This window comes from Pseudomonas sp. Z1-14, from assembly GCF_051132005.1.
Taxonomy (GTDB): Bacteria; Pseudomonadota; Gammaproteobacteria; order Pseudomonadales; family Pseudomonadaceae; genus Aquipseudomonas.
Genome location: NZ_CP071646.1, coordinates 3,314,078 through 3,336,133, shown reverse-complemented (window position 1 = coordinate 3,336,133; position 22,056 = coordinate 3,314,078). Strand labels below are relative to the sequence as shown.

General features: G+C 57.2%; 19 protein-coding genes. 12 read left to right on the top strand and 7 right to left on the bottom strand.

Annotated elements, in window-relative coordinates; genetic code table 11:
* Positions 1 to 13: 13 nt before the first annotated feature.
* Positions 14 to 658, bottom strand: a complete 645-nt coding sequence (locus J3P89_RS14920) for a 4Fe-4S single cluster domain-containing protein (protein ID WP_434694653.1) — start codon at positions 656 to 658, stop codon at positions 14 to 16.
* A gap of 2 nt (positions 659 to 660) precedes the next feature.
* Complete coding sequence (locus J3P89_RS14915) at positions 661 to 2,493, bottom strand: AAA family ATPase (RefSeq protein WP_434694651.1); 1,833 nt, start codon at positions 2,491 to 2,493, stop codon at positions 661 to 663.
* A 174-nt stretch (positions 2,494 to 2,667) separates the two neighbouring features.
* Between J3P89_RS14915 and J3P89_RS14910 the strand changes: the two genes are divergently transcribed.
* The 4 genes from J3P89_RS14910 to J3P89_RS14895 all read left to right on the top strand — a co-directional run bounded on the left by J3P89_RS14910 (position 2,668) and on the right by J3P89_RS14895 (position 5,908).
* Positions 2,668 to 3,339, top strand: coding sequence for a hypothetical protein (locus J3P89_RS14910; RefSeq protein ID WP_434694650.1), 672 nt, complete (start codon positions 2,668 to 2,670; stop codon positions 3,337 to 3,339).
* Positions 3,332 to 4,039 (top strand): RES family NAD+ phosphorylase, encoded by a 708-nt coding sequence (locus J3P89_RS14905; RefSeq protein ID WP_434694649.1) that lies wholly within the window; start codon positions 3,332 to 3,334, stop codon positions 4,037 to 4,039. Before J3P89_RS14910 ends, J3P89_RS14905 begins: the two co-directional genes overlap by 8 nt.
* Before the next feature lie 249 nt (positions 4,040 to 4,288).
* Entirely contained in the window at positions 4,289 to 4,537 is a 249-nt protein-coding gene (locus J3P89_RS14900; protein ID WP_434694647.1) for a hypothetical protein, read from the top strand.
* Positions 4,538 to 5,080: 543 nt separating this feature from the next.
* Complete coding sequence (locus tag J3P89_RS14895; protein WP_434694646.1) at positions 5,081 to 5,908, top strand: hypothetical protein; 828 nt, start codon at positions 5,081 to 5,083, stop codon at positions 5,906 to 5,908.
* Between the two features lie 66 nt (positions 5,909 to 5,974).
* On the opposite strand, the gene J3P89_RS14890 is transcribed toward J3P89_RS14895, so the two are convergent.
* The 4 genes from J3P89_RS14890 to J3P89_RS14875 form a co-directional block, all read right to left on the bottom strand.
* Positions 5,975 to 6,997: a Wadjet anti-phage system protein JetD domain-containing protein gene (locus J3P89_RS14890; RefSeq protein ID WP_434694645.1), complete on the bottom strand. Its 1,023-nt coding sequence runs from the start codon at positions 6,995 to 6,997 to the stop codon at positions 5,975 to 5,977.
* Positions 6,998 to 7,127: 130 nt separating this feature from the next.
* Positions 7,128 to 10,580, bottom strand: coding sequence for an SbcC/MukB-like Walker B domain-containing protein (locus tag J3P89_RS14885; protein WP_434694644.1), 3,453 nt, complete (start codon positions 10,578 to 10,580; stop codon positions 7,128 to 7,130).
* A complete protein-coding gene (locus J3P89_RS14880) occupies positions 10,537 to 11,139 on the bottom strand; it encodes a DUF4194 domain-containing protein (RefSeq protein ID WP_046482107.1) in 603 nt (200 codons plus the stop codon). The genes J3P89_RS14885 and J3P89_RS14880 overlap by 44 nt, the downstream gene beginning before the upstream one ends.
* Positions 11,139 to 12,551 (bottom strand): Wadjet anti-phage system protein JetA family protein, encoded by a 1,413-nt coding sequence (locus J3P89_RS14875; RefSeq protein WP_177091793.1) that lies wholly within the window; start codon positions 12,549 to 12,551, stop codon positions 11,139 to 11,141. Before J3P89_RS14875 ends, J3P89_RS14880 begins: the two co-directional genes overlap by 1 nt.
* Positions 12,552 to 12,647: 96 nt before the next feature.
* Between J3P89_RS14875 and J3P89_RS14870 the strand changes: the two genes are divergently transcribed.
* On the top strand, positions 12,648 to 13,493 hold the full coding sequence (locus J3P89_RS14870; protein WP_434694643.1) for a WYL domain-containing protein: 846 nt from the start codon (positions 12,648 to 12,650) through the stop codon (positions 13,491 to 13,493).
* 485 nt (positions 13,494 to 13,978) lie between these two features.
* On the top strand, positions 13,979 to 15,013 hold the full coding sequence (locus J3P89_RS14865) for an aldo/keto reductase (protein ID WP_434624397.1): 1,035 nt from the start codon (positions 13,979 to 13,981) through the stop codon (positions 15,011 to 15,013).
* Here J3P89_RS14865 and J3P89_RS14860 read toward each other — a convergent pair.
* Positions 14,982 to 15,287, bottom strand: a complete 306-nt coding sequence (locus tag J3P89_RS14860; protein WP_434694642.1) for a winged helix-turn-helix transcriptional regulator — start codon at positions 15,285 to 15,287, stop codon at positions 14,982 to 14,984. The two genes, J3P89_RS14865 and J3P89_RS14860, sit on opposite strands and share 32 nt — an antisense overlap.
* Before the next feature lie 127 nt (positions 15,288 to 15,414).
* On the opposite strand from J3P89_RS14860, the gene J3P89_RS14855 reads away from it, so the two are divergent.
* The 6 genes from J3P89_RS14855 to J3P89_RS14830 all read left to right on the top strand — a co-directional run bounded on the left by J3P89_RS14855 (position 15,415) and on the right by J3P89_RS14830 (position 22,055).
* Positions 15,415 to 15,984 carry a carboxymuconolactone decarboxylase family protein gene (locus J3P89_RS14855; RefSeq protein ID WP_434694641.1) on the top strand — a complete coding sequence of 190 codons (570 nt, stop codon included), beginning with the start codon at positions 15,415 to 15,417 and terminating at the stop codon, positions 15,982 to 15,984.
* Positions 15,985 to 16,145: 161 nt separating this feature from the next.
* Positions 16,146 to 16,625 carry a MerR family transcriptional regulator gene (locus tag J3P89_RS14850; RefSeq protein WP_434694640.1) on the top strand — a complete coding sequence of 160 codons (480 nt, stop codon included), beginning with the start codon at positions 16,146 to 16,148 and terminating at the stop codon, positions 16,623 to 16,625.
* Positions 16,626 to 16,730: 105 nt separating this feature from the next.
* A complete protein-coding gene (locus J3P89_RS14845; RefSeq protein WP_434694639.1) occupies positions 16,731 to 17,963 on the top strand; it encodes an NADH:flavin oxidoreductase/NADH oxidase family protein in 1,233 nt (410 codons plus the stop codon).
* A 99-nt stretch (positions 17,964 to 18,062) separates the two neighbouring features.
* On the top strand, positions 18,063 to 18,578 hold the full coding sequence (locus J3P89_RS14840; RefSeq protein WP_434697998.1) for a sigma-70 family RNA polymerase sigma factor: 516 nt from the start codon (positions 18,063 to 18,065) through the stop codon (positions 18,576 to 18,578).
* Positions 18,565 to 19,545: a DUF4880 domain-containing protein gene (locus J3P89_RS14835; RefSeq protein ID WP_434694638.1), complete on the top strand. Its 981-nt coding sequence runs from the start codon at positions 18,565 to 18,567 to the stop codon at positions 19,543 to 19,545. The genes J3P89_RS14840 and J3P89_RS14835 overlap by 14 nt, the downstream gene beginning before the upstream one ends.
* 119 nt (positions 19,546 to 19,664) lie before the next feature.
* Positions 19,665 to 22,055: a TonB-dependent siderophore receptor gene (locus tag J3P89_RS14830; RefSeq protein ID WP_434694637.1), complete on the top strand. Its 2,391-nt coding sequence runs from the start codon at positions 19,665 to 19,667 to the stop codon at positions 22,053 to 22,055.
* Position 22,056: the final 1 nt, after the last annotated feature.

The following is a 22,056-nucleotide window of genomic DNA, read 5'->3' as shown; positions in this document are numbered from 1 at the left end:
AGGTGTGCTCCACTCAGCGGCGTCGCGACGCGTGTGCGCTGATCTGTAAATGATGGCCTTGTTCATGCAGCAGATCGCGTAAGCGCAATAGGTCGTCACGTCGTGGGATGCCGGCCATCCAGACGCTGCCACTTTCGTCAAACATCAGGTCGAGCGCCTTGTCGGTGGGTTCGAGCGGACGTTCGTAATGACCCAGGCGTGCCCGGCCCAGTGGCGTGAGCAGGCTTAGGCGTTGATTGTCACTGCCGCGCAAGGCCATGGTCTGACTGAGTGCTTCGATATAGGGGTCGCTGATCACGGCATCTATCAAACCCTTGGTCTGGAGCAACGGCTCGTCGAGTTGCTCCAGGGAGTAGCCACTGTAGACCAGGATGTCGAGTTCGCTGAGCCGACGTAGGCCTTCGAGCAGTGATCGCAGGGCGTCGAACTGGTCGAACGGTTCCCCTCCGGAAATGGTGATTCCTTCGGCCTCATGCAGCCAGGGGGGTATCTGTTCAAGCAGTTGCTCTAGCGACAAGCGTCGGTGCCCGGGGCCCCAGGTGTCGGCAGATATGCAGCCTGGACAGCGGATGCTGCAGCCCTGGAACCAGATGCCAATACGTCGCCCCGGGCCGAGGGTAGTGACCGGAAAATGCATGCGCGACAGGCTAAGGTCCATGTTCAGCGACGTTCCATCTTCAGTCCGGTGATGTCCAACTCGGTGATCGTGAAGTGCTCGCCCGGTTGCGCGTCCTGATCGAACAGTGCCCGCGACAGGGGATTGAGCAGGCGTGCCTCTAACTGGTTGCGGATGCCCCGGCCACCGTTGGACAGGTCCTGCAGACAGAGGCTGTGCAGTGTCTGGCGTGCCTGGGGGGCCAATTCGATAAACAGGTTCTGTCCCTGCAGGTCGTCGAAGGTGGCGTTGACCATTTGTTCGAATATCTGCACTGCAACGCCTTCGCGAATGAAGTCGAAGACGATGATGTTTTCGCCGATTCGATTGAGGATTTCCGGACGATTGAGCACGAGCTTGAAATACCGGTCGATCTCGCTGTGCACCTTGTCCTGGACTTGCTCGAAGGCTTCGCCCGGCAGGACGTTGGCAACGCGTTCGCCATTGTCACCCTGGCGATAGATCCCCAGGTTGGAAGTGAACACGATCAGGGCCTCCGAAAAGTACACCCGATCACCGCGGCCTGACGTCAGCACTCCGTCGTCGAGGATTTGCAGGAACTTGTCGAGAATCCGTGGGTGAGCTTTTTCGATTTCATCGAATAACACCACGCTGAACGGTTTCTCGCGGATAGCATTGGTCAGCTCACCGCCGACGTCATAACCGACGTAGCCGGGCGGTGCGCCGATAAGGCGTTGATCGGCATGTTCGGCGCTGAATTCCGACATGTCGAAGCGGATATATGCACTTTCGTCGCCGAACAGCAGGCTGGTAATCGTTTTGGCAAGTTCGGTCTTGCCCACGCCGGTCGGCCCCGCAAGAAAGGCTACGCCCCGAGGCCGGTTGCCCTTGCGACTGGCACCGACGCCTGTCATCGCACGCTTGACGATGTCGAGCATGTGCGTCACCGCATGCTCCTGGCCTTTGACCCGCTGGTGGACGAGCGCGTCCGCATGCCGGATACGCTGACGGTCGATCTTCAGCCACGGGTCCTCGGTGACACCGATCTTGTAGCGGCGCACCGCATCGGCAATCTGCTCCATGCCTACACCCTCGACCCGCGCCAGTTGCGCAATGGCGCTGAGATCGAGCAGCAGCAATCCCTCGGTGTTCTGGACGAAGGCTTCCACAGCCTGATGCATGACCACCTCACTGGCGCCCTGGCTGCCACTGAGCCCTTTGAGCAACGCCGGTGCCAATGCACGGCGTGACAATTGATCGGGTTTGGACACGGGAATGTGGCGCAGGCGCGGGTTGTCGACCAGCAACCAGTCGGGCAAATCGCCTTCTTTTTCCACCAGCCAGAGCAGGGTATTGAAGTACGGTTTGCGCAGCTCCGTGGCCGGACGGCTGCGAGCCTGATGGGATTGCACCAGGGCCTGGGTGAAGAGCTGGTGTTCAGCCGCGCTGAGGGAATCGTTGCGAACCACCAGGCGTGAGGCGAAATCGATGATCAGCGCGATAGGTTCGCCAGCACGACCCACCAGCCGTGGCAGGGTGGCGCCCAGCAGATCGATACCTGCGGGTGCTGCGCCATTTACCGGAGTCAGGCCAAGTTCCTGAAGCAACGTCTGGCCGGCTTCTGGGGCGGAGCCGGGTTTGTCGATTGCCCGGAAACCGGACACGGGATCCCAGACGATGACCTGGGTGTAGCCGGCATCGAGCAAGGCATTACAGAGGGTTTGGTTGAAGCTCTGCGCCGTCACCGTGCCGGGCGCCACTTCACTGGCCTGCAGGTCGCGGATGTTGCCGGACAGGACGAATTGGCTCTTCAGCGGCAAGAAGCGCAGAAGATCTCGTAGCCAACGTGGGCTTTCAAATATGGCAATCCCTGACATGTTTCAGCTCGTAACGTTGGGGCGGTACGGGCAGGGTATTGCTCAATGCGCCCATTTGCCAGTGCGCTGCTACGAAAAGTTGTGTTGAGAGAGCGCTTCTTGTTAGGTTAGAGCTAGGGTTATCCAAGCTATGCTAAGATTAGATAACGTAGATAACTGGTGAGGAAATTTTCAATGAGCGTTACAGAGCAGTCGGGCGTCTCCACCTTAGTGGGTACGCCCAAGGAGGCGCGGGCTAGCTTGAGCCGCTCACATGCGGATCGAGTGCTGGTCGTGTCTTTCGATCATATCAAGCTCGGTGTATTTGAAGCGTTGGCGGAAAACTTTGCCCATGTGGCTTCTTCGATGTACGAGATGCTGCAGGAGCGTCAGGACCCGAAGGCACTGGAGCGCCTGGCCGAGGCGTTTGTGACGCGTAAGCCGCCTTCGCCTCGTCTGCTCAAGGAAGCGGCGATGCTGGTACAAGCCCGCAAAGCAGTGCTGGAGAGCGGTGACTGGTTGACCTCCGCAGATATCGCGCAGGTGGCCCAGTTGAGTACCCGAAACACGAGTGCCCAGCCCAACAAGTGGAAAAAGCAAGGTCAGATCTTCGCTATCAATCATGGTGGGGTCGACTATTTCCCGGGTTACGGCTTGGATCCGGACGCGGGCTATCGGCCGTTCAAGGCGTTAGCCAAAGTCATTGAGGCTTTCGGTGGCCACAAGGACGGCTGGGGTCTGGCTTACTGGTTCCGGTCAGATAACAGCTTTCTGGGTGGTAAAAGGCCCCAGGACCTGCTGGCATCGGCGCCTGATCGGGTGATTGCTGCCGCACTGGATGAGATCCAGGGCATTGTCCATGGCTAAGCAGCGTACCGAGTCCAGCGATAACATGGCGACACCGGCCACCGATTTGGCGGCGTCCATCACCCCGGTTCCCGCGGCTACGCTGCACGTGACTCTCAGGGTTCTTGCTAAAGGCGACGTGCTCCATCGTGTGCATCAAGATAAGTATCAGCCAGATCAATTCAATCCCGGTGTGCACGGCAATGCACGCTTCAGCCCAATCCAGGATGATCAGGATCGAGCGATTCCTACCTTGTATGGCGGCACGACAGTCGAGTGCGCCTTGATGGAAACCATTTTTCACGACGTTCCCCACACGGCTGGTTTCAAGAGCTTTGACAAAGGTAAGCTAGCTGGGCAGGTGCACTCTGTCGTCCAGGTTAGCCAGCCGCTGCAGCTGGTTGATCTGTCCAGTGTCCCACTGCGTAAATTGGGCGTCACTCGCAAGCAATTGATCGATACTGAGAAGGATCAATACCCCGCAACGCGCAAATGGGCAGAGGCGATCCACCGTCAATACCCGGATGTGCAAGGGCTGTCATGGGTGTCGCGACAAGATGATTCGGCACGTGCGGTGGTGCTCTTCGGTGACCGGATTCCTGACGGTGCTCTCCATTCGCAGGGGGCGTCACGCAGCTTGACCGAGGATTCGAATGCATTCGACACGGTGCTAGATCTGGCAGACCGGATTGGGGTCGTCATCATCGCGGGGAAAAGCTGATTCAGAATGACCGAACAGTGACCCCTGGAGTTCGCTTCTCTGAGGCCGGAATTGCCACCCCTTGGTCATTGATCTTGCTGAAGACGCCGGACTTTATGGGGGCGTGGGTGGTGATTTCCGTACAAGTTTGATGTCGCATCGACGGTCAAGCACGTCTCGTATGCGTTCCAAGGAAGGGGCGGTGCTTGTCCCAGAGCGCAGCAATAACACGATGGCTGGCCAGTGCTGGCCTAGGATGCGGAGCTCGTTATGAGAGTCAATCAAACGTTTGTTGATGAACTGGTGAGCCGGCAGGAAGAAAAAATTCCAGCCATGGTGAAAGGCGCGATCAGTACGGCCTATATCAATGCGCTGGCTGCCGGACTCACTGTGATGGAAGTCATGGACGGCATGCTCGTTGAAACAACGGCGGATGGTCAGCACAAGGCTATTCGATTGGCCAAGCCCAAGCATAAGGTAGCCTTCGGCGGCGTTATCAAGGTGAACCGCCGTTCATGACGGGAGGCTGAGAACGTCTGAATGCTCACAAGGGACGCCGGGCTCTGCGCGGGAAATCTATTCTGCGGCACGCTTAGCGTGAGTCTCTCGCCGGGGTAATGCTTTCGGCTCAACCCTCAATGTACTCCAGATCCCGTTCATTCTGTTGAGTAAAGCGACCGTGCTCAGGTCCATGACGCCGATTCAGGTCGCCTGACGCAGAGTTTCAAGAATGGTGGCCCGGATGCTCACTCTGAACGCACTTCCCCCGAACCTTGGACCATAACAATCCAAGCCTCAATCGTCAGTGACCCACCCAGAAAAGGAGGCACAGAATTGATTGTGCGGTCCCCTCCATGCTGTAGCGATTCTGGCGCGTAGTCAGACGAAATGCGAAATGATTCTGGTAGTTATCTATTTCTTTGACTAATTCAGGGCGAGTGGGTACTAAGCGCGAGCTGACGCTTCGGCGGGGTGGTGCGGGTTGTACTGTTGGGGGGCATCTTAGTTGTGTCGTTGTCTAAAATGCTGGTGCGCTAGAGGTATGCACGGCAAGTGCAGTCAGTGCGCTTGCCCTCGGACGAGGAACTTGGCACGCTCAGCCAGCGAACTGAAATTGCCATGATCACGAGTATAGGAAGCGAGACGTTGAGTTGGGAAAAAGTCGGAAAATCTCTGGTGACCTTGATCGGATGTCTGGCATCAATCACGGCAATCTATGTGGCATTCAAGGACGATACTAAACTTGAAGCTTACCTTACCTACGATTACCAGACCTATCCGAGCCAATTTTCTGAGCGCGTAGACAAAGCGAACGACGAGCTCAAATACGGCTATCTCTATGACGGTATCAAGAGTATCGCCAATGACACCCTTAGCCATGAACAGATCGACAAGGTGGTGACTCTGAGCCAAGCGCCTTATCTATACATGTTCGATGGCCCTTTCAAGAAAGGGCCCGACAATTATCCGGTGGGACTCTACATTCATCTGCAGAACACCGGCGATAAGGTTGTAAAGGATGTACACATCAAACTGCCTGCCAAGGGGCTGGTCCAGATCAGAGATGATTCGCGCAGTGATACGGTGATGGACGAGCCGACCAGCAGCGTGGTTATTCCGTCGATTGTGCAGAATGGCGTCTACAGGCTCTGGATCTATTTTGAGGGTGACCTCAAAGCGCTCAAGAAGGAGGGGGTCCACATCGGGTACAGCGATGGGGTGGCACATGTTCAGGTGTATGAGGGGTTCGTAGGGTTCGACGCGTGGGTAGCGAAACATAGTCGTGAGCTGATGGTTGTTTTGGCTATGCTTGCGATGTTTCTACTATTGACCGTCTATCTCCTGGTTCTCTTTAATGAAAATACTGATTCGATTTCAGGGGCTAGTTGATCACTACACTCCAGGCTGTTTTCCGCTTCGTGCCTTCACCCAGCATCTAAGGACGGCTCGCAATTCTCAAGGGGGTAAAAGAAGCGTTTGGCCTTCCTGCTCAAACAGCACTGGGCTTATCCGCGAGGCTAGCTCGATCCATCCCGCTCGTTCTGCGCTCTTGATCATAGAGCGATGCTGGTCAGACTTGGCTGGTTCGCCGCTTTTTCCCCATTGTGATGCGTCCATGGACCACGGTTTGAGGTGGCGCTCGACCACGGCTGCAAACTGTGCCACCCGTGCTGCAATCCGGAATCCGCCCTCGTCGTGATCGCCCCAGTGGTAAACGTAAGCATCAGTTGGGAGTGACGAAAGTATATGGGAATAGGCTCTGCCCCAACTGGGCGAAGGCATGCCTGCGGTATAGATGACAATTCCTTGCCGTGTATTGCCAAGTGCGCGCGCGGCCTGGTGAAAGGTAGTCAAGTTTTCGATCGATAGCAGCCATGCTGGAGTACCTGAGTAACCATGTACCGCTGTGTTTGCCACTCCTACGAACGGACGGACAATCGGGCAATCAATACCGCCGGCGAGTCTGAGCGCTCCGATGCCTGAGACCAAAAACGGCTGCGGTTCTTTGGAAAGTCCGATAGCGCCAAAGACTTCACTCCAGTGCCTTGCCGGCGCATTCAGCGCTTCGGACGTGAGTAGATCCAGATGCTTGCATAGCGCTTCAATACGCTTGGAGTCGCGGAACAACTGAACGCTGAGCTGGCGTACGATGCGGTCCTCACTCGCGACGGCCATGCTGTCGAGAACGCGCAAGGCGTCAGCAAAGTCTGCAGCGGAGTTTGGCCCTAGTGATCGCACCTGTTTAAGACGCCTCCAACAATCGAGCAACTCTTCCACCCGACCATTCATGCTCCATGGTGCAAGGATGTTCCCCGCTTGAGCAACGGACGCATTTACGGTGGAGCGGCCCAGGTACGCCGCCAGCCTGTCGAGGTCCTGGAGTACGACTGCATCAAGAGGGCGGTCATCTCCACCCTGTCGGGCCCATTCAAGCCTGATAGCGCCCGCCGACGAGGCTGCTTGCATGTGAACGTGCATCCGGTCACGCTCGTCCAGGCTCTGCTGCCAGTAAGGGGAGAGAGAGGACTTGAACGACTCGCGAAGGACTCGGGTATTTCCGCTTAGCCGGGAGCGCTCGCCCCGCAAGAGGAGTCGATCAAGTACGGAGTCAGCCAGTGACATTGTCGGCCTCGGTAAGACGATCAATCTCCTGCTGTAGTAAGTTTGGATTGACGAAGAAATTGTCGCTCTGTAATAGGTCACGGGCGCCGTCGAGCACTATATTCTTCTTGAACTGCACATTCCGCGACCCGAAGCGGGACATATCGTAATAGATGCTCAGAAACGACGACAACTTGGCCTGGTCGGATTCGGGGCCGGCCATGATTAATTGCAGGCCCAGTGCGTTGAGATATTGGACCGTGGCTCGGACGTTTTGCGGATCCATCTTCTCGAATGCTTCATCCAACAACATGATCCCGCCGCCCGCCGTACTTCCCTTGGACTTGCCGTAGGCGGCTGCGAGCGCCGCCCCGAAAATAAGGTAGACCGGAGTCCGATGCTCGCCGCCAGATGCCGGCCCGAAGCGCTTACTGAGCCATCCGACCGAGGTGCCATCTTGGAAGACCTCAATGTCGTAGCTGAAGAATCGGCGGTGGTCATTGAGTGGGCTGGTTTCGTGCAAGAGTGGTGAACTGCTGTCTCCTTCTACCAGCATGCGGAACTCCTCCGGGATATCTCCAGGTCCGCCGAAGAGGTCGTCTTCTGAGCTACCCTGTGTTCGCACTCGGCGAAGGAAGTCGTAAAGGCTCCGGTGTTCGTCAACCACCTTGTGCTTGAACTCATATCGTTCGTTGTTCGAGAAAGCGGGTGCCGACTTCAGTACTGATGTGAGACCGTCAATCTGTTCTTGAATGCGGTCGAACCCTGTGAGCAGTGTCTGTGCTACGTCCGTGCGGAACACCTTCACTGCCGCCTGGTAAGCCTCTTCGGCTTTTTCCTCCTGCTCGGCCAACTCCAAGTCTTGCAGTCGCTGCCGTTCGGCCAAGATGAATTCGAATGCGCGCAACCAGTCGCCATTGCTGACGTCGATGTTTTGAAGGTTGTAATCCCGAGTGTAGTTAGCAAACAAATACCATGCTTCACGGTCCGCGTTATCGGCTGCCGAGCGCGCCTGCTGGAGTGCACGGTCCAGACTGGACAGCTTCTGGGCCCAATTCTCCCTGTGGCGTTCGTCCAGTCTGGCACGGTGGCGCTCCACTTCGTTCGCGTTGTAGAGCGTGTTCTGACGACATTCTCGCTCCCGTAGCGATTCGACTTCCAGTTGCTGTTGCAGACCCGCCACGTGGGTGTTTGTATGCGTCAACTTCTCTCCGAGACGGGTAACCTCCCTAGTCCACTGCAATTCCTTTTCTCGGGCGTTGACCGCGTTGCTATCAGCCGCTACTTTCCTCGCCTGCAATCCGGCCAGGGAATCAGTCTGTGTGCTTTCGAGCGCAGACCTCAGATTCGCGGTGGCACCAGCCGTTTGGGCTACGACCAAAAACTGGCTCTCGAGGGTGCCCTGCAGCACCGCTGCGTCCGCGAACGGCGCCAGCTTTTGCTGACCAGCCAACAGCCGGTCTACGGCAGCAGTCGTTATTCTTAGTCGCTCTTCTACCACCTGGAGATCCTGTTCGGCCCGTTGGCGCATCGCGCCACTATCAGTGCGGCCGAGCCGTAGCTCGCCTGCACCCGGGAGGCGCCGGCGTTCTATGCCGCCGCCCGAACTGGCCATGCCTTCCTTGGAAATCGCCTTGGCGCCAGCACGAAGCTGCTCATTCGATTCGGCCAACACCGTACGGCCAAGCTCGCCCTGCAGGTATTGCACTGCCTCTGTGCTCTTGCCCTGGATTAGCTCTGCCGCATATTGCTCATTGCCCATAGCACGCCATTCACGGGTACGGGACGGTAGGGCCAACTTTACGCCGTAAATGCCGGTGGCTGCCTTGCTGCGATAGATGGCAATCGCATCAAGCTCTTTCTCAGCAGGAACTAGCAAGGCCTCAATGTGCCGGCCTAGCCAGGACTCGATGGCGGGCTGCCAGCTGGGGTCCGAAACAGTTACCAAGTCGCAAACGGGAGTAACGTCGATACCCGCATCGGAGAGCACACCCATCAGTTGCATCGTGGACTGATGTAGAGACGTAAGTCCGCGACTGGCACGTTCACGGGCGATCATCGCCTCGCGGCGTTTTTCAGTCGCAAGCTTATGCTCTGCTTCGGCCTCCGCTACCGCGCGGCGTACCACATCGTAGGCCTGAGCCATGGAACGAAGGGTAGCCTGAATCGCAACTGCTGGAGGGACCTTGCCGTCATCGTGTATACGCTCCAGGTCTCGCACCTGCGAAGCCGCTCCTTCGAATGCACTACGGTGGGCTTCCATGTCTGGCAAGTCGGCGGCTGTACTCAGCGCGGCTAACATAGCGAGGAACTGCAATCGAAGTTGAGCTTGCCTCTGTCCAAGCGTTGACTCCAGTTGCTTCAGATTCTCAGCATGGCCAGCTTGTTTGCGAAAATCGGGATCGCGGTTGAGCTCGGCAATCACCCGGTCTCGTGCCTCAATAGCCAGCGTTGATTCGGCCTCGGAGCGAACTAACTCCAGCTTTGCCCGCTCAATCTCTTCAGTCAGTTTCTCTATTTCCGCCTCGGCAGAGTCCAACGTTTCGCCTAGCCGTTCGGTGGAGTAAGTGTGCTTGAGTACTGCCAGATTTGCGTCGGCGGTGCGCTCGCGCCTGACTACCCCGTACTTGTCGGCAACCTCGGTTGCACGATCGATTCGCTCCTTAAGTCGCGTGATGAGATCGCGTAGGTCACGGACCTCGTCCAGGCGGGCCCGAAACTCTTTTACCCCCGTAGGCATAGGCTCAATCAGGTGTTGCCGCAGTGTCTCGCTCAGATCGGTGATGTCCTCATTGAGCTTGAGTGAGCGCGCAAAGGCGGCACGAAGAGACTGCGAATTCGGTTTGTCGCCGGGCCCCGCCAAGTGATCGATTATAAGGCGTCGGACGAAGTCGTCGCGGTTCTGGGTGAACACCGGCACGGTCTTCGCTTCGAGCCGACAAAGATCGGTCGCCATGTGTTGAAAAGCACGCCACGGCATTACCGTCTCACGCGGACCTTCAGTTTGCAGGTGGTGCTTCGCAGTCATTGCGACGCCGGGCAGGATGTAGAGGCCGTTAACCTCTGCCTTCGGATCGTCAATGTGAGCACTGAGGGAAACCCCCGCAGTGAAGGGAACTCCGGTCTTGGCATCGCGAAACACTAGGTCCACGTACGTGTTTGCGGACGTTCGGGCGTAGGAACTACCGCCTGGAATGTAAGACCCGAGACAGTAGTCCCGCAGCGTACGGGAGCGCTTCTTGCCTTCGCTGGCCGCATTGAAGTGCGTGCGGTTGCCGTCGGCCGCAAGCATGACCACTTGGATCGCATCCAGTAGGGCGGACTTGCCGGTACCGTTGGGGCCCAGAAAGGCGGTGTTTATGCCGGTCTCCAGGTCCTTTGCCTCGTAAAGGAAAAACTGGACCAGGGCGATGTTCTCAAGCAACTTCAATGTCGTTCTCCCCATCCAGTTCTGGCGCATGCGCGGCCAACTGATGCAATGCGCTTTCCCCCAACACGTCAGCGATTCCAGGACGAATCGCAATCTTGAAGGGCTGTCCGTCTTCGGAGTCCAGCACTCGCACCAGTCCATAGCGTCTTAGGGCAACGGCCAGTTCGCGTAGATCACCCCGCTCGGGAAGCTCCCGACCGAGCCACTCCTTGTAGGCGCGTTCCAGTTCTTCGAGGGAGATATAGGCCTCGCCGTCAGTGATCTCCGCCGACTGCATCCGGTCGTCGTAGAGGCGGCGTAGCACCAGCGCCAGACGGGTTTCGCTAAGGCGCATTTTCTCGGCAACCTGGTGGGTTGGAATAGCGGCTACATAGGAATGGTGATGATTGTGTATCAGGCTCATGCCCAACTTGGACAAGACGTCTCGGTATGCCGTGAAATGCTTGACTATCAAGTGATACGACACACGGCTAAAACGGTCGCTGGCATATAGCACCTGCTCCACGATTAGCCGATAGGCCGCTTTCTCGAAGTCGGCGACCACGTACTCACCTTGCGTCTGTTCTGACAATCGCTCCCAGCTGACCATCACTTCCTCCCCACTCGAATCACGAACTGTTGATGCTCCATGTATTCATTCCTCGTATTGGTTTCGGGCACGAATGTGACGTGCATACCCGGAACCATCTGCAGGTGGGGATCCGACTTGCGTTTGCCCTGAGGACAACCGTCGCGTGAGGCAATCAGCAGCAGTCGCTGATAGCAGCAGAGATCAAGGATCGAATCGATATTCAACTCATCCGAGCGGATTGCACTCTGGTCGCCTAAATGCCGCGCCACGTATTGGGCCAGCTTCAAGGGCGTGACGTTGCGATCAGCGTTCATCCGCTGCCGGAGCGCTTCCTTGGCGAGCTCCTCGATGGTCGGGACGATCTCTGCGACCGTGGTCGATACATGCTCTCGCAGCGGTGTGCGGGGCTTGGCTAAACCAAACTCGGACGCGTGATAGATCCCTGCGATGCCAGGTAATGCAATATGGCCTTCCTCCAATACCTTCGCGGCACTGATGGCCTGGTCGATCAGCTTGTCGAAGTTGCCCGGTGATCGCAGCTTGTACTCGAAGAATGCCATGGCGCGCTGATGCGCCACGCGAATCTCTTCATCCAGCCGACGCAGATGCTCCTCGACATCGCGTAAGCGCAGAAGCAAACGGGTGTCCCGTTCGTACAAGGCCTCTGCTCGCAGGAGGTCACCATCTGCCTGCTTCTCGGCATACCACGTGATCAAGGATTGGCGCAGATTGGTATCGTGCTGGAACTGGAGTGTCAGGCTGACGATGTCAGATCGGTACTGCAGTGGATGGTTATTGGTGCGGAAGTCGCTGTAATCCGCAATGAAAACTTTCTCGATGTATTCCTCAAAGAAGCCTCGAACGAACTCACTAGCCGTGGTCTTGGTCACGAGTACGTCCATCAAGTCCTGAACGCGGCAGCTGGTGTTGATGATGTGCGCCATGCACTGCTTGGCCTGCCGGGCGGCCTCGGGATAGAGTTCGGGAGCCTTCCCGGCAGAGACCTCGCGTAAGTTGAGGAAGATTGATCGAACCTTGCCGCCAAGGAACTCGGGCTTGTGGTGAGCAAATTCGATCAGAACTGTGAAAAATTGGGCGACGACTGGCCGCACCGTGACGTGATCGATGACACCACGGCGACGTTGGCTGAGCCATCCGCTCTCGCAAAAAAAGTTGAAGATGCCGTGGGCGCGGATAGTGATAGGACTTTCCACGTCCTCCCATGGATCGTCCGCCACGAGGAAAGACTCAATGGCGCGAATTACTGTTGTTTTGGGAGCTTCTTCACCGGGAGAGCGTCCGCCATCCCCCCACATTTCTATCATTAGTCGGCATAGAAGATCCCAATAACGTAGATTGTTGGTCGCTGCTAAGGGCCGGAATAGGTCCTTGGGTAGACGCTCAAAAAGCGGTGGCGTGCTGGCTTCCATTTCCAATGCCCCGGTTTGATTTACTCGGATAACCGCAGCATAGGTCTATTGCTACATCTATGCTATGGCTCTAAATGTTCTCATTGGTTTCCGGATATGACCCGTCGCAACTCTGCTCCAAAGGAGCGCTTTGAAGCTATCGAGATTCTGCTCCTCTGGGAAGGGCGCGTTTCGCGCTCCCGACTGCTTGATCTGTTCAACATCCACGAGACGTTGGCCAGCCGGGACATTGCGGGGTTTCGGGCAGAGTATCCGGATGCTTGCGAGCCCGATAGTGGCAGCAAGAGCTATGTGGGTTCTTGGAGCCTACGTCCTACACTCACTCGTGGCACTTTCGATGAGTACCAGAGACTCATCGGAGCGATTGGAAGCTTAGATGCGGTATCCGCAGGTGTGGGGGTTGAAAGCATTCAGGTCGATGCCACATCGATCCGGCACCCGCTGTTTGCTCAGATTCACCGTGCAATGCGGCTAGGACGCTGCATCAGAGTGCTCTATCGCTCAATGAGTAATCCTGAAGCACATGAACGAGTAATTCGCCCGCACTCGCTGATTCAAGCGGGACCGCGGTGGCACATCCGGGCGTACTGTTCGAAAGCCGAGGCATTCTGCGACCTAAATCTTGGCCGAATTTCGGCGGTAAGTGCATCTGAAGACGCCGGCCTCCCAGGGCTGGATCGAGACGTAGATTGGCACAGGATAGTTGCAGTGCGTCTGGTGCCACACAGGGATCTGTCGGCCGAACAGGCCCGTATGGTCCGTGAGGAATACATGGGGGGTACTGCAGCAACGGTTTTTAACGTCCGCGCCCCTATCGCCAAGTATTTAATCCAATCCTTCCGAGCGGCCATTGATCCTGAGCGGGAGAGGGCTCCAGAACATCTGCTCATGGTCTACCAGCCCGAAGAGTTGCCTGCGGTAGCCGATATTCGTCGGTTGTGAGTTGACTGGTGAGCGGGGGAGGTTGGGACGTCTTTTCGGGGGGCTCATACCCTGTTGATCCTGTGAAAATGACACTGCCAGCTTGATGGTCGTTCGTCCATTGGCTATGGGTAGAATCCAATAGCCTTGCTTAGAATTACCCCTTTTTTCGCTCTTGAAACACCCCAAAAACAAGTCCAGAATTAAGTCTTTTCCTGCTTCGGCAAGAAAAGAAACCCTATAAATTTCAATGAGTCGGACACCTGTTACGAGTCTCGTTTCCCGCTCCAAGATTCAGAAAAAGCCACTCAGATTAGCTTTTTTTTTGTGCCTGAGAAATACCGGCATTCATGTCGACTGGCTGCTTTTGGCCGATTGTAGCCATTCACTACCAATAGCCAGCCCATCGCAGCAAGTCCTCAATAAGCCGTCTAGACTCCATGCGCACTCATTCACTCTCAACCCAGCGCAGGTCGCCGAAGCCTCCTGCCTTGAAGGAGTCCGCCATGCGATATCGCATTTTCGGCAATACCGGCCTGCGGGTCTCTTCGCTCGCGCTGGGTACTGGCAATTTCGGTAAAGGATGGGGTTACGGGGCCGAGGTGGACGAGGCCCGTAAAATCTACGACGGTTACCGTGAGGCTGGGGGCAATTTCATCGATACGGCCGATCAATACCAATTTGGCCAATCGGAATCCATGCTCGGCGATTTCACGGCGACCGAGCGCGATGAAGTGGTGCTGGCGACCAAATTCTCGCTGGGTGATTCACCCGGTGCCGGCGTCCTGCGCGCCGGTAACAGCCGCAAAGCCATGCGCAGCTCGGTGGAAGCGAGCCTCAAGCGCCTCAAGACGGATCACATTGATCTTTTGTGGGTGCATATGCCTGATGGCGTAACGCCTATCGACGAAATTGTGCGGGGGCTGGACGACCTGATCCGCTCTGGCAAAGTGCTCTACAGCGGACTGTCGAACTTCCCGGCTTGGCGTGTGGCAACGGCCGCCACCCTGGCCGATCTTCGAGGCTGGTCGGCGATATCGGCGTTGCAATTGGAGCACAGCCTGGTGGAGCGCTCGGCCGAACGTGAACTCCTGCCAATGGCCGCGGCATTCAATCTCGGAACCGTCGGATGGTCGCCGCTAGGCGGTGGTTTGCTGACCGGTAAATACCGCAAAGGAGAAACAGGTCGCGCCCAGGGTTTGGGGGCGGTGATCCACGATGAGGACAGCGAGCGCAAGACCTCGACGGTGGATGCCGTGTTAGCGATCGCCGAAGAGACCGGCCACACGCCGGGCCAGATCGCAATCGCCTGGGTGCTGGCCAAGGGAACACTGCCGATCATTGGCCCACGCACGCCGGAGCAGATGGCCGATAACCTGGCGTCAGTCGAGGTTCAGCTGACGGCGGATCAACTGGCACAGCTGGACGCTGCCAGCGCCATGCCCCTTGGATTCCCACACGATAAGGTGGCTGCTTCGGCGCCTTCGCTTGCTGGCGGTAAGGCAGAGCTCATTGATGCAACGAACCGGGTTGTTCGATGAGTCGAGTTTCCAGGCAGTCCGCCCATTTGTCCGCAAACCGGTAGAGGGGCATGAATGCTTCCGATAGCTCCAAGCCAAGTGGCGTGAGGCTGTAGCCGCCGTCGACTCGCTCGACAATGCCCGCGTCGCGCAGCTCGTGGATTCTGCTTTGCAGCACGGTGGGAGAGATGTCTCCCGCCGCACTTCTCAGAGCCCTGGAACTCATCGCGCCATGGCGCAGTTCCCACAGGACCCTCAGCGCCCATTTTTGTCCGAGCAAGTCCAGGAGCGCCATGATTGGCCGGCGTCCCCTGAGTATTGATGAAGCGCACCCCGGATTATCACTCATCGTTATTGCCCTTGTTTGCTACACATTCAGTAGCGACTATCCTTGCTACACATTTGATAGCGGAGGATACGCGATGCCACGAATCAAAGCACTCAATGAACCCTACCCAGCCGATGTCAGGGCGGATTTCGACAAGATAATGGGCGTAGGAGTACCGCCACTCGCTCTATTCTCGACCATCGCAAGCAGCGATCGCGCATGGCGGAAATTCAAGGCAGGTTCGTTGCTGGATGGCGCGTTGTTGACACTTCGCCAGAGAGAACTGGTCATCGATAGGGTATGTGCTCGCACAGGGTGTGAGTACGAGTGGGGGGTGCATGTGATGGCCTTCGCGAAGGCCGCCGGGCTCTCCAGGGAAGAGATTTCCGGCACGTTGGAATATCCGCTTCGCCCCGGGCAGTGGAAGGAGGAAGAGACCGCGCTACTGACCGCGGTCGATGCGCTTCATGATCGAGCGACTTTAAGCGATGAAGCATTCTTTAACCTCAGAAAACACTTCGACGACGATCAGATCCTGGAGGTTCTGATGCTCGCGGGCTTTTACCGTACGGTTTCCTACATTGCGAATGGCCTCGCATTGCCGCTGGAGCAAAATGCAGCGAGCTTCAGTGAATATCGCAAAGGCGGGACAGCTGGGCATTGATTGCTTCTGGTCGAAGTTTTTCGGTCACTGACGCACCCCTGTGGAAGCGCTCGCGATAGCGGTGGGGCAGCTTGCATACCTAGCATCGCAGCGGCTTGACCTTGAAGTTGGCTTTAGGCTTAAAGTCGACTTCAAGGGCAACGGATTTTTCAGGGGGTGTTATGAGAATAGGCGAACTGGCGAAAATCAGCGGGTTGGCGCCGTCACGCATCCGGTTCTACGAAGCCAGCGGTCTGATCAAGTCCGTTGGACGCAAAGCCAATGGCTATCGGGATTACGCACCAGATACCGAGTGGGTTCTGGAGCTCATTACCGGCGCACAGGCGGCCGGTTTCTCATTGGAGGAAATCCGCCAACTGATGCCGATGAATGCCGGCGGTTGGCAACACGATGAGTTGCTTAGTGGACTCAAGCAGAAGGTTGAGGAGATCGGCGTATTGCAGCAACGGCTGGCCCAGAACAAGGCGCAACTTTTGCTCGTCATCAAGGGCATCGAGGGTAAGCCCGAAGGCATGGCGTGTGCGGACAACGCGCAGTTACTGATCAATCGACTGCGTGAAGAAGGCGTTGTCCATTCTGCAGGCAAGCGTGCGACAGCGTCCTCCAAGAGAAAAAATGCCCGTCAGGCTTCCGGGGCCTGACGGGCGTAAAAATTTCGATCCCGTCAAAAGCACGCAAAAAAAAGCGACTGACCTTAAAGTCGACTTCAATCTTAAGGTGCCTCATACCCTGCTGAGGACCGCTCCATGAATGTGTTCGACACCCTGATGCTCCCCAACGGTTCGACCATCAAGAACCGAATCGCCAAAGCCGCCATGGAAGAAAACATGGCGGACGCCGACCAGGCGCCCTCCGAAGAACTGATGCGTCTTTACCAGGCGTGGGCCGACGGCGGTGCCGGCCTGCTCATCACCGGCAACGTGATGGTCGACGGCCGCGCCATGACCGGACCGGGTGGCGTGGTGTTGCAGGATGATCAGCCGTTGGACAAGTTCAAGCGCTGGGCGCGTATAGGCCGATCCGGCGGTGCGCAGTTCTGGTTGCAGATCAACCACCCAGGTCGGCAGATGCAGGCCAACCTTGGGCAAAAAACCTGGGCGCCGTCAGCCGTGCCGTTGGCACTGGGCAACATGTCCAAGCGTTTCGCCACGCCTTACGCCATGCCCCCTGGTTTGATTGAAGAGGTCATCCAGCGTTTTGCGAACACTGCACGCCTTGGCGAACAAGCCGGATTTACCGGCGTGGAAATCCATGCCGCCCATGGTTATTTGTTGAGTCAGTTCCTTTCGCCGCTGACCAATCAAAGGACGGACGAATGGGGCGGCTCTCTGGAAAACCGGGCGCGGTTGTTGCTCGAAGTCGTCAAGGCGGTCAGGGCTGTGGTTTCGGCGGAATTCGCAGTAGCAGTCAAACTCAATTCCACCGATTTCCAGCGCGGAGGGTTCACGGCCGATGACGCCAAAAGGGTGGTCGGGCTGCTCAACGACCTGGGGGTGGACCTGGTGGAATTATCTGGCGGCAGTTACGAAGTCCCCGCCATGCAGGGTGAGGCGCGTGATGGGCATACCTTGGCCCGCGAAGCTTATTTCCTCGAGTTTGCCCGTGAAATCCAGACCGTCGCCAAAATGCCGGTGATGGTCACCGGTGGCATACGTCGACGTCCGGTTGCCGAAAGCGTCGTGCAAAGCGGTGTGGACATGGTGGGCATCGGTACGGCGTTGGCCATTGATCCTTACCTGCCGCGTGACTGGCTGCACGGCAAAGACAACGCCCCGCAATTGCCGCCGATCACTTGGAAAAACAAGACCCTTGCGGCCTTGGCGAACATGGCGGTGGTGAAGTTTCAATTGCACAAACTGAGTCGTGCCAAACAGCCCGATCCGAGCGTGTCGCCGTTGCGTGCGCTGATCCTGCAGCAGCTCGCCCTGGCATTTCGCACGCGTCAGTATCGGCGTTGGGTGGAGAAGCGTTCGATGTGAGTTGATGTTTGTTGAAGGCTTGATGAGCCAAGTTTGCCTAAGGCCTATCGCGTGAGTAGAATGCGATTAATTATCAATCATGTACTTGCCGGGATTCCGATGCGCAGCGATGAAACGCTAGGTAATGCAGATCTAGGGCTGCTCTATCGAACCCACCACTCGTGGTTACACGGCTGGCTTATCCGACGCATCGGATGTCGGGATAACGCAGCAGATTTGGCGCAGGACACCTTCGTACGTCTGCTCAAATCCCGTCAGTCCAGCCCCTTGCGCGAACCACGCGCCTATTTGAGCAGTATCGCCCGCGGACTGATGATCGATCAGTATCGGCGTCGTGAACTCGAACGTGCCTACCTGGAAAGCGTCACGTTGCTGCCTCGGCACGAGGTCCCCTCGGAAGAAAGCCGGCTGTTGATTCTTGATGCGCTCGAGCGCATAGACCGCATGCTCGGTATGCTGAAACCCAGAGTTCGCCAGGCATTTTTATTTGCCCGACTCGACGGTATGACCTGCGCGCAAATAGCCGAAAAGCTGGGTGTTTCCCGTGCGACGGTGGAACGCGACCTGGCCACGGCCCTGCAGCACTGCTATCGCTTGCGTTATGTCGAGGCATGAGCCGCAGGCGCTCGATCCGGCCATTGTCGAGCAGGCGATCGAATGGCTGGTGCGCCTTCGCTTCAATCAAGCCGATGAACAAACACAGCGCACTTTCGAGCACTGGCTGCAGCAGTGCCCGGAGCATGTGTTGGCGTGGCAGCGTGTGGAAACGCTTGGGGATGAATTCGCGGGCGTGCCGGCTCAATTGGCCCGACAAACCCTTGAGGGTACCCATCATGGAATGCGGCGGCGGGAAAGCCTGAAGCTACTGGGCCTATTGGCTACTGTTAGCACCGCAGCCTGGCTCGGCCGGGACTATACGCCCGTACCTGCCATGCTTGCGCAGCAGCGCAGCAGTACCGGCGAGCAACGACGCTTCCAACTCGATGATGGCAGCCTTATCCAGCTTAATAGCGATAGCGCCGTCGACAGCGATTTCGACGCCCTGCGCCGCCTGATAATCCTGCGGCGTGGTGAAATCATCGTGAATGTCGGCGCGGATCAACACTCGCCTCGAGCGCGACCGCTCTGGGTGCAATCACGTGACGGGATCATGCGTGCTCAGAGTTCCCGCTTCCTGGCACGCGAGCTGGATGATGGCACTCTGGTCGCGGCTCAGGAAGGGTCAGTCACGGTTTTCCCCGGCTCCAGTCAAACTCCTGCGAGCCGCAGCGTCCAGGCAGGAAGCCAGCTGCTGTTCTCATCAAGTGGCACCCGAATGTTCAGGGACAACGGCCTGGATCTATGGAGCTGGGGGGACGGGGTGATCAGTGCGCGCAATATGCGCCTCAATGATTTCATCGTGGAGTTGTCGCGTTATCGCCCTGGGGTACTGCGGTGCGCCGAAGAGGTCGCTGATCGTCGCGTTTCCGGCACCTTCCAGCTCGCCGACAACGATCAGGTCCTGGCATTGGTCGCGCAGTCACTGCACTTGAACATTGATTATCGAACCCGTTATTGGGTGACCGTGACCGCTGCAACCTGAGCCCATCAAAAAATTTGTGCTAGCTGAAAAATAATGAGGTAGCTTCTCATTCTCGTTCGACCTCTAAGGAAGGCCGGAATACAGGCCAGTCTGCCGATGTCCTTTCTTGGAGCGAGAAAATGAGTTCGTCCCCTGTTTCACAGCGCCATCCATTAAATCGTGCCTTGCACGCTGCGATTTTGGGTTTGATCGTAAGCAGCTATGCATTGCCATCGCTGGCGCAAACATCGAGCGCTGACCACAGCAACCCAGTCAAGCAGTGGAACATCGCTGCCGGCCCACTGGCGCCAGCGCTTGACCGCTTTGCGCGCGAGGCTGGCATCAGTCTTTCCTTCGACGCGTCGAGTGTCGCGAACCGCACCACTGCTGGCGTGAATGGCACGCTCGATACGTCGGCAGCGCTGTCATCGTTGCTGCAGGGGAGCGAATTGCAAATCGAACAGCAGGGCCCGAATGCCTATCTACTGCTCCCTCAACCAAAGCCCGCCGGCCCGCTGGAGCTCGACGCAACGGACGTCGAGGAATACCGCCTTGCACCCCTTATCATCAATGCCAAGGTCAGGGTCAGTGCCGACGACGACGCCAACTCGGTAGTTGCCAAGGAGCTCTGGGTTGGCGGCAAGGTGGCAACCAGCATTCTCAATACACCGGCATCGGTGTCGGTTGTTACCAACAAGGAAATGGAGCAACGCAGCGTCAGCACCACGGAAGAGGCGCTGCAATACACGCCGGGCGTGATCAGTGATTTCTATGGTACGGATGACCGCAACGACTATTTCCAGATCCGGGGCTTCCAGGCCACCACTTACCGTGACGGCTTGACCCTGAGTTCGATGCGCGGCGTACGCGAAGATCCGTTCGCTTATGAACGCATAGAGATTCTGCGTGGCGCCAACTCCACGCTGTTTGGCCCAGCGGACCCGGGCGGTTCGGTGAATTTCGTGACCAAACAGCCGCGCTTCGAGCAGTTTGGCCAAGGCTACGTGACCTATGGTTCGTTTGACCATGTGGAGACAGGCATCGATGTGGGGGATGCGCTGAACGACGAGAAAACCGTGGCTGGCCGCTTTACTGCCAAAGGCCAGAACAGCGACCGCGAGTACGACCACTCACAGGACGATAACCGGTTGGTGATGGGTGGCCTCACCTGGGCACCCACGGATTACACGTCAGCCACCGTGATTCTGGACTATCTGAAAACTGAAAGTTCGCCCAACAGTGGCGGCTATCCGCTGGACAAAGAGTACGACCGCAGCAAGTTTTATGGTGAGCCCAGCTACAACTTTCATGATGTCGAGCGCACCAGCCTCAGCGGTAACGTCACGCATGACTTCGACAACGGCTTCGTACTGCGCAGCAATCTGCGTTACAGCAAATTGACCGATGATTTCGGCTACGTTTACCTCAGCGACAGCGCCGGACGTGTCGGTACCACCGTTGACCGGTATCTGTTTGGAACGGACACTGAGGCCGACCAGTTCAACGGCAATCTGATGCTGCAATACGATGCCCGCTTCGAGAACATCGACAGCAGCAGCCTGGTGGGCGTGGAGTACCTCGATTCGACCACCAAGGAAAGCTCGGTCTACGCCCTGACGACCCCGATTGACATTAAAAATCCCATGTTTACGGGCGTCCCAGGCTCAATCACGCCGTATGCCGTCAACAAACGAGACGCGACCACCAAGGCTGTTTTCCTTCAGCAGAACCTGTCGTTCTACGAGCGTTTCATCGTCACCGCGGGTATGCGCAACGACTCGATGGACCTTACCAGCAAAGGCTTGCAATCCACTGAGAAGGACAACTTCTCCGAAACCTCCTACCGAGGTGCGTTGACTTATATCGTCAACGACGAGGTGTCCACCTATGTGAGCATGGTGGAATCCGTCTCGCCGCCTCAGGTTGGCGTAACACCGCAGACGGGCAGGCAGTACGAAGTGGGCGTGAAGTATGCGCCGATGGGGATGGACGCACTGTTCTCCGCAGCCGTTTATGACTTGACCCAGGAAAACGTCACCATCGCCGTGGTGCTGCCGAGCGGCATCATCGAGCAACAGACGGTGGGCGAATCGCGGGCGCGTGGTCTCGACCTGGAGGCCAAGGCGCAGGTGACGCAGAACATCAGCCTGATAGGCGGTTATTCCTATATGGAGTCCGAGGTACTGCGCGGTTCGTTGTACGACGGCAGCTCCCTGAAGGGTAATGAGTTCTCCACGGCGCCCAAGCATTCCGCTTCGCTCTGGAGTTATTACGACGTGCCCGGTACTGATGTCAGCGTCGGCTTGGGTGCGCGCTACGTCGGCTCTTATTACTTCGATGCAGCCAACTCCGGCAAAAGCGATGGCACCACGCTGTTCGACGCCGCCTTCAACTACGAGATCGCCAAGGGCACCGACCTTGCGGTGAACGTCAGCAACCTGCTGGATGAGCAGCACGTGGTCGGTTCCGGCACAGCGAACTTCTACAACCCGGGTCGCGAGATTACCGCCAAAGTGAGTTACAACTGGTAAG

What these genes read in the sequence shown, in the direction of transcription:
- J3P89_RS14880 (WP_046482107.1), bottom strand. Translation starts at nt 11,139, where the DNA reads ATGGTCAGCTGGGAGCGATTGTCAGAACAGACGCAAGGTGAGTACGTG.
- J3P89_RS14900 (WP_434694647.1), top strand. Translation starts at nt 4,289, where the DNA reads ATGAGAGTCAATCAAACGTTTGTTGATGAACTGGTGAGCCGGCAGGAA.
- J3P89_RS14855 (WP_434694641.1), top strand. Translation starts at nt 15,415, where the DNA reads ATGCCACGAATCAAAGCACTCAATGAACCCTACCCAGCCGATGTCAGG.
- J3P89_RS14920 (WP_434694653.1), bottom strand. Translation starts at nt 658, where the DNA reads ATGGACCTTAGCCTGTCGCGCATGCATTTTCCGGTCACTACCCTCGGC.
- J3P89_RS14890 (WP_434694645.1), bottom strand. Translation starts at nt 6,997, where the DNA reads ATGCACGTTCACATGCAAGCAGCCTCGTCGGCGGGCGCTATCAGGCTT.
- J3P89_RS14840 (WP_434697998.1), top strand. Translation starts at nt 18,063, where the DNA reads ATGCGCAGCGATGAAACGCTAGGTAATGCAGATCTAGGGCTGCTCTAT.
- J3P89_RS14875 (WP_177091793.1), bottom strand. Translation starts at nt 12,551, where the DNA reads ATGGAAGCCAGCACGCCACCGCTTTTTGAGCGTCTACCCAAGGACCTA.
- J3P89_RS14830 (WP_434694637.1), top strand. Translation starts at nt 19,665, where the DNA reads ATGAGTTCGTCCCCTGTTTCACAGCGCCATCCATTAAATCGTGCCTTG.
- J3P89_RS14870 (WP_434694643.1), top strand. Translation starts at nt 12,648, where the DNA reads ATGACCCGTCGCAACTCTGCTCCAAAGGAGCGCTTTGAAGCTATCGAG.
- J3P89_RS14905 (WP_434694649.1), top strand. Translation starts at nt 3,332, where the DNA reads ATGGCTAAGCAGCGTACCGAGTCCAGCGATAACATGGCGACACCGGCC.
- J3P89_RS14850 (WP_434694640.1), top strand. Translation starts at nt 16,146, where the DNA reads ATGAGAATAGGCGAACTGGCGAAAATCAGCGGGTTGGCGCCGTCACGC.
- J3P89_RS14865 (WP_434624397.1), top strand. Translation starts at nt 13,979, where the DNA reads ATGCGATATCGCATTTTCGGCAATACCGGCCTGCGGGTCTCTTCGCTC.
- J3P89_RS14835 (WP_434694638.1), top strand. Translation starts at nt 18,565, where the DNA reads ATGTCGAGGCATGAGCCGCAGGCGCTCGATCCGGCCATTGTCGAGCAG.
- J3P89_RS14845 (WP_434694639.1), top strand. Translation starts at nt 16,731, where the DNA reads ATGAATGTGTTCGACACCCTGATGCTCCCCAACGGTTCGACCATCAAG.
- J3P89_RS14885 (WP_434694644.1), bottom strand. Translation starts at nt 10,580, where the DNA reads ATGCGCCAGAACTGGATGGGGAGAACGACATTGAAGTTGCTTGAGAAC.
- J3P89_RS14860 (WP_434694642.1), bottom strand. Translation starts at nt 15,287, where the DNA reads ATGGCGCTCCTGGACTTGCTCGGACAAAAATGGGCGCTGAGGGTCCTG.
- J3P89_RS14910 (WP_434694650.1), top strand. Translation starts at nt 2,668, where the DNA reads ATGAGCGTTACAGAGCAGTCGGGCGTCTCCACCTTAGTGGGTACGCCC.
- J3P89_RS14915 (WP_434694651.1), bottom strand. Translation starts at nt 2,493, where the DNA reads ATGTCAGGGATTGCCATATTTGAAAGCCCACGTTGGCTACGAGATCTT.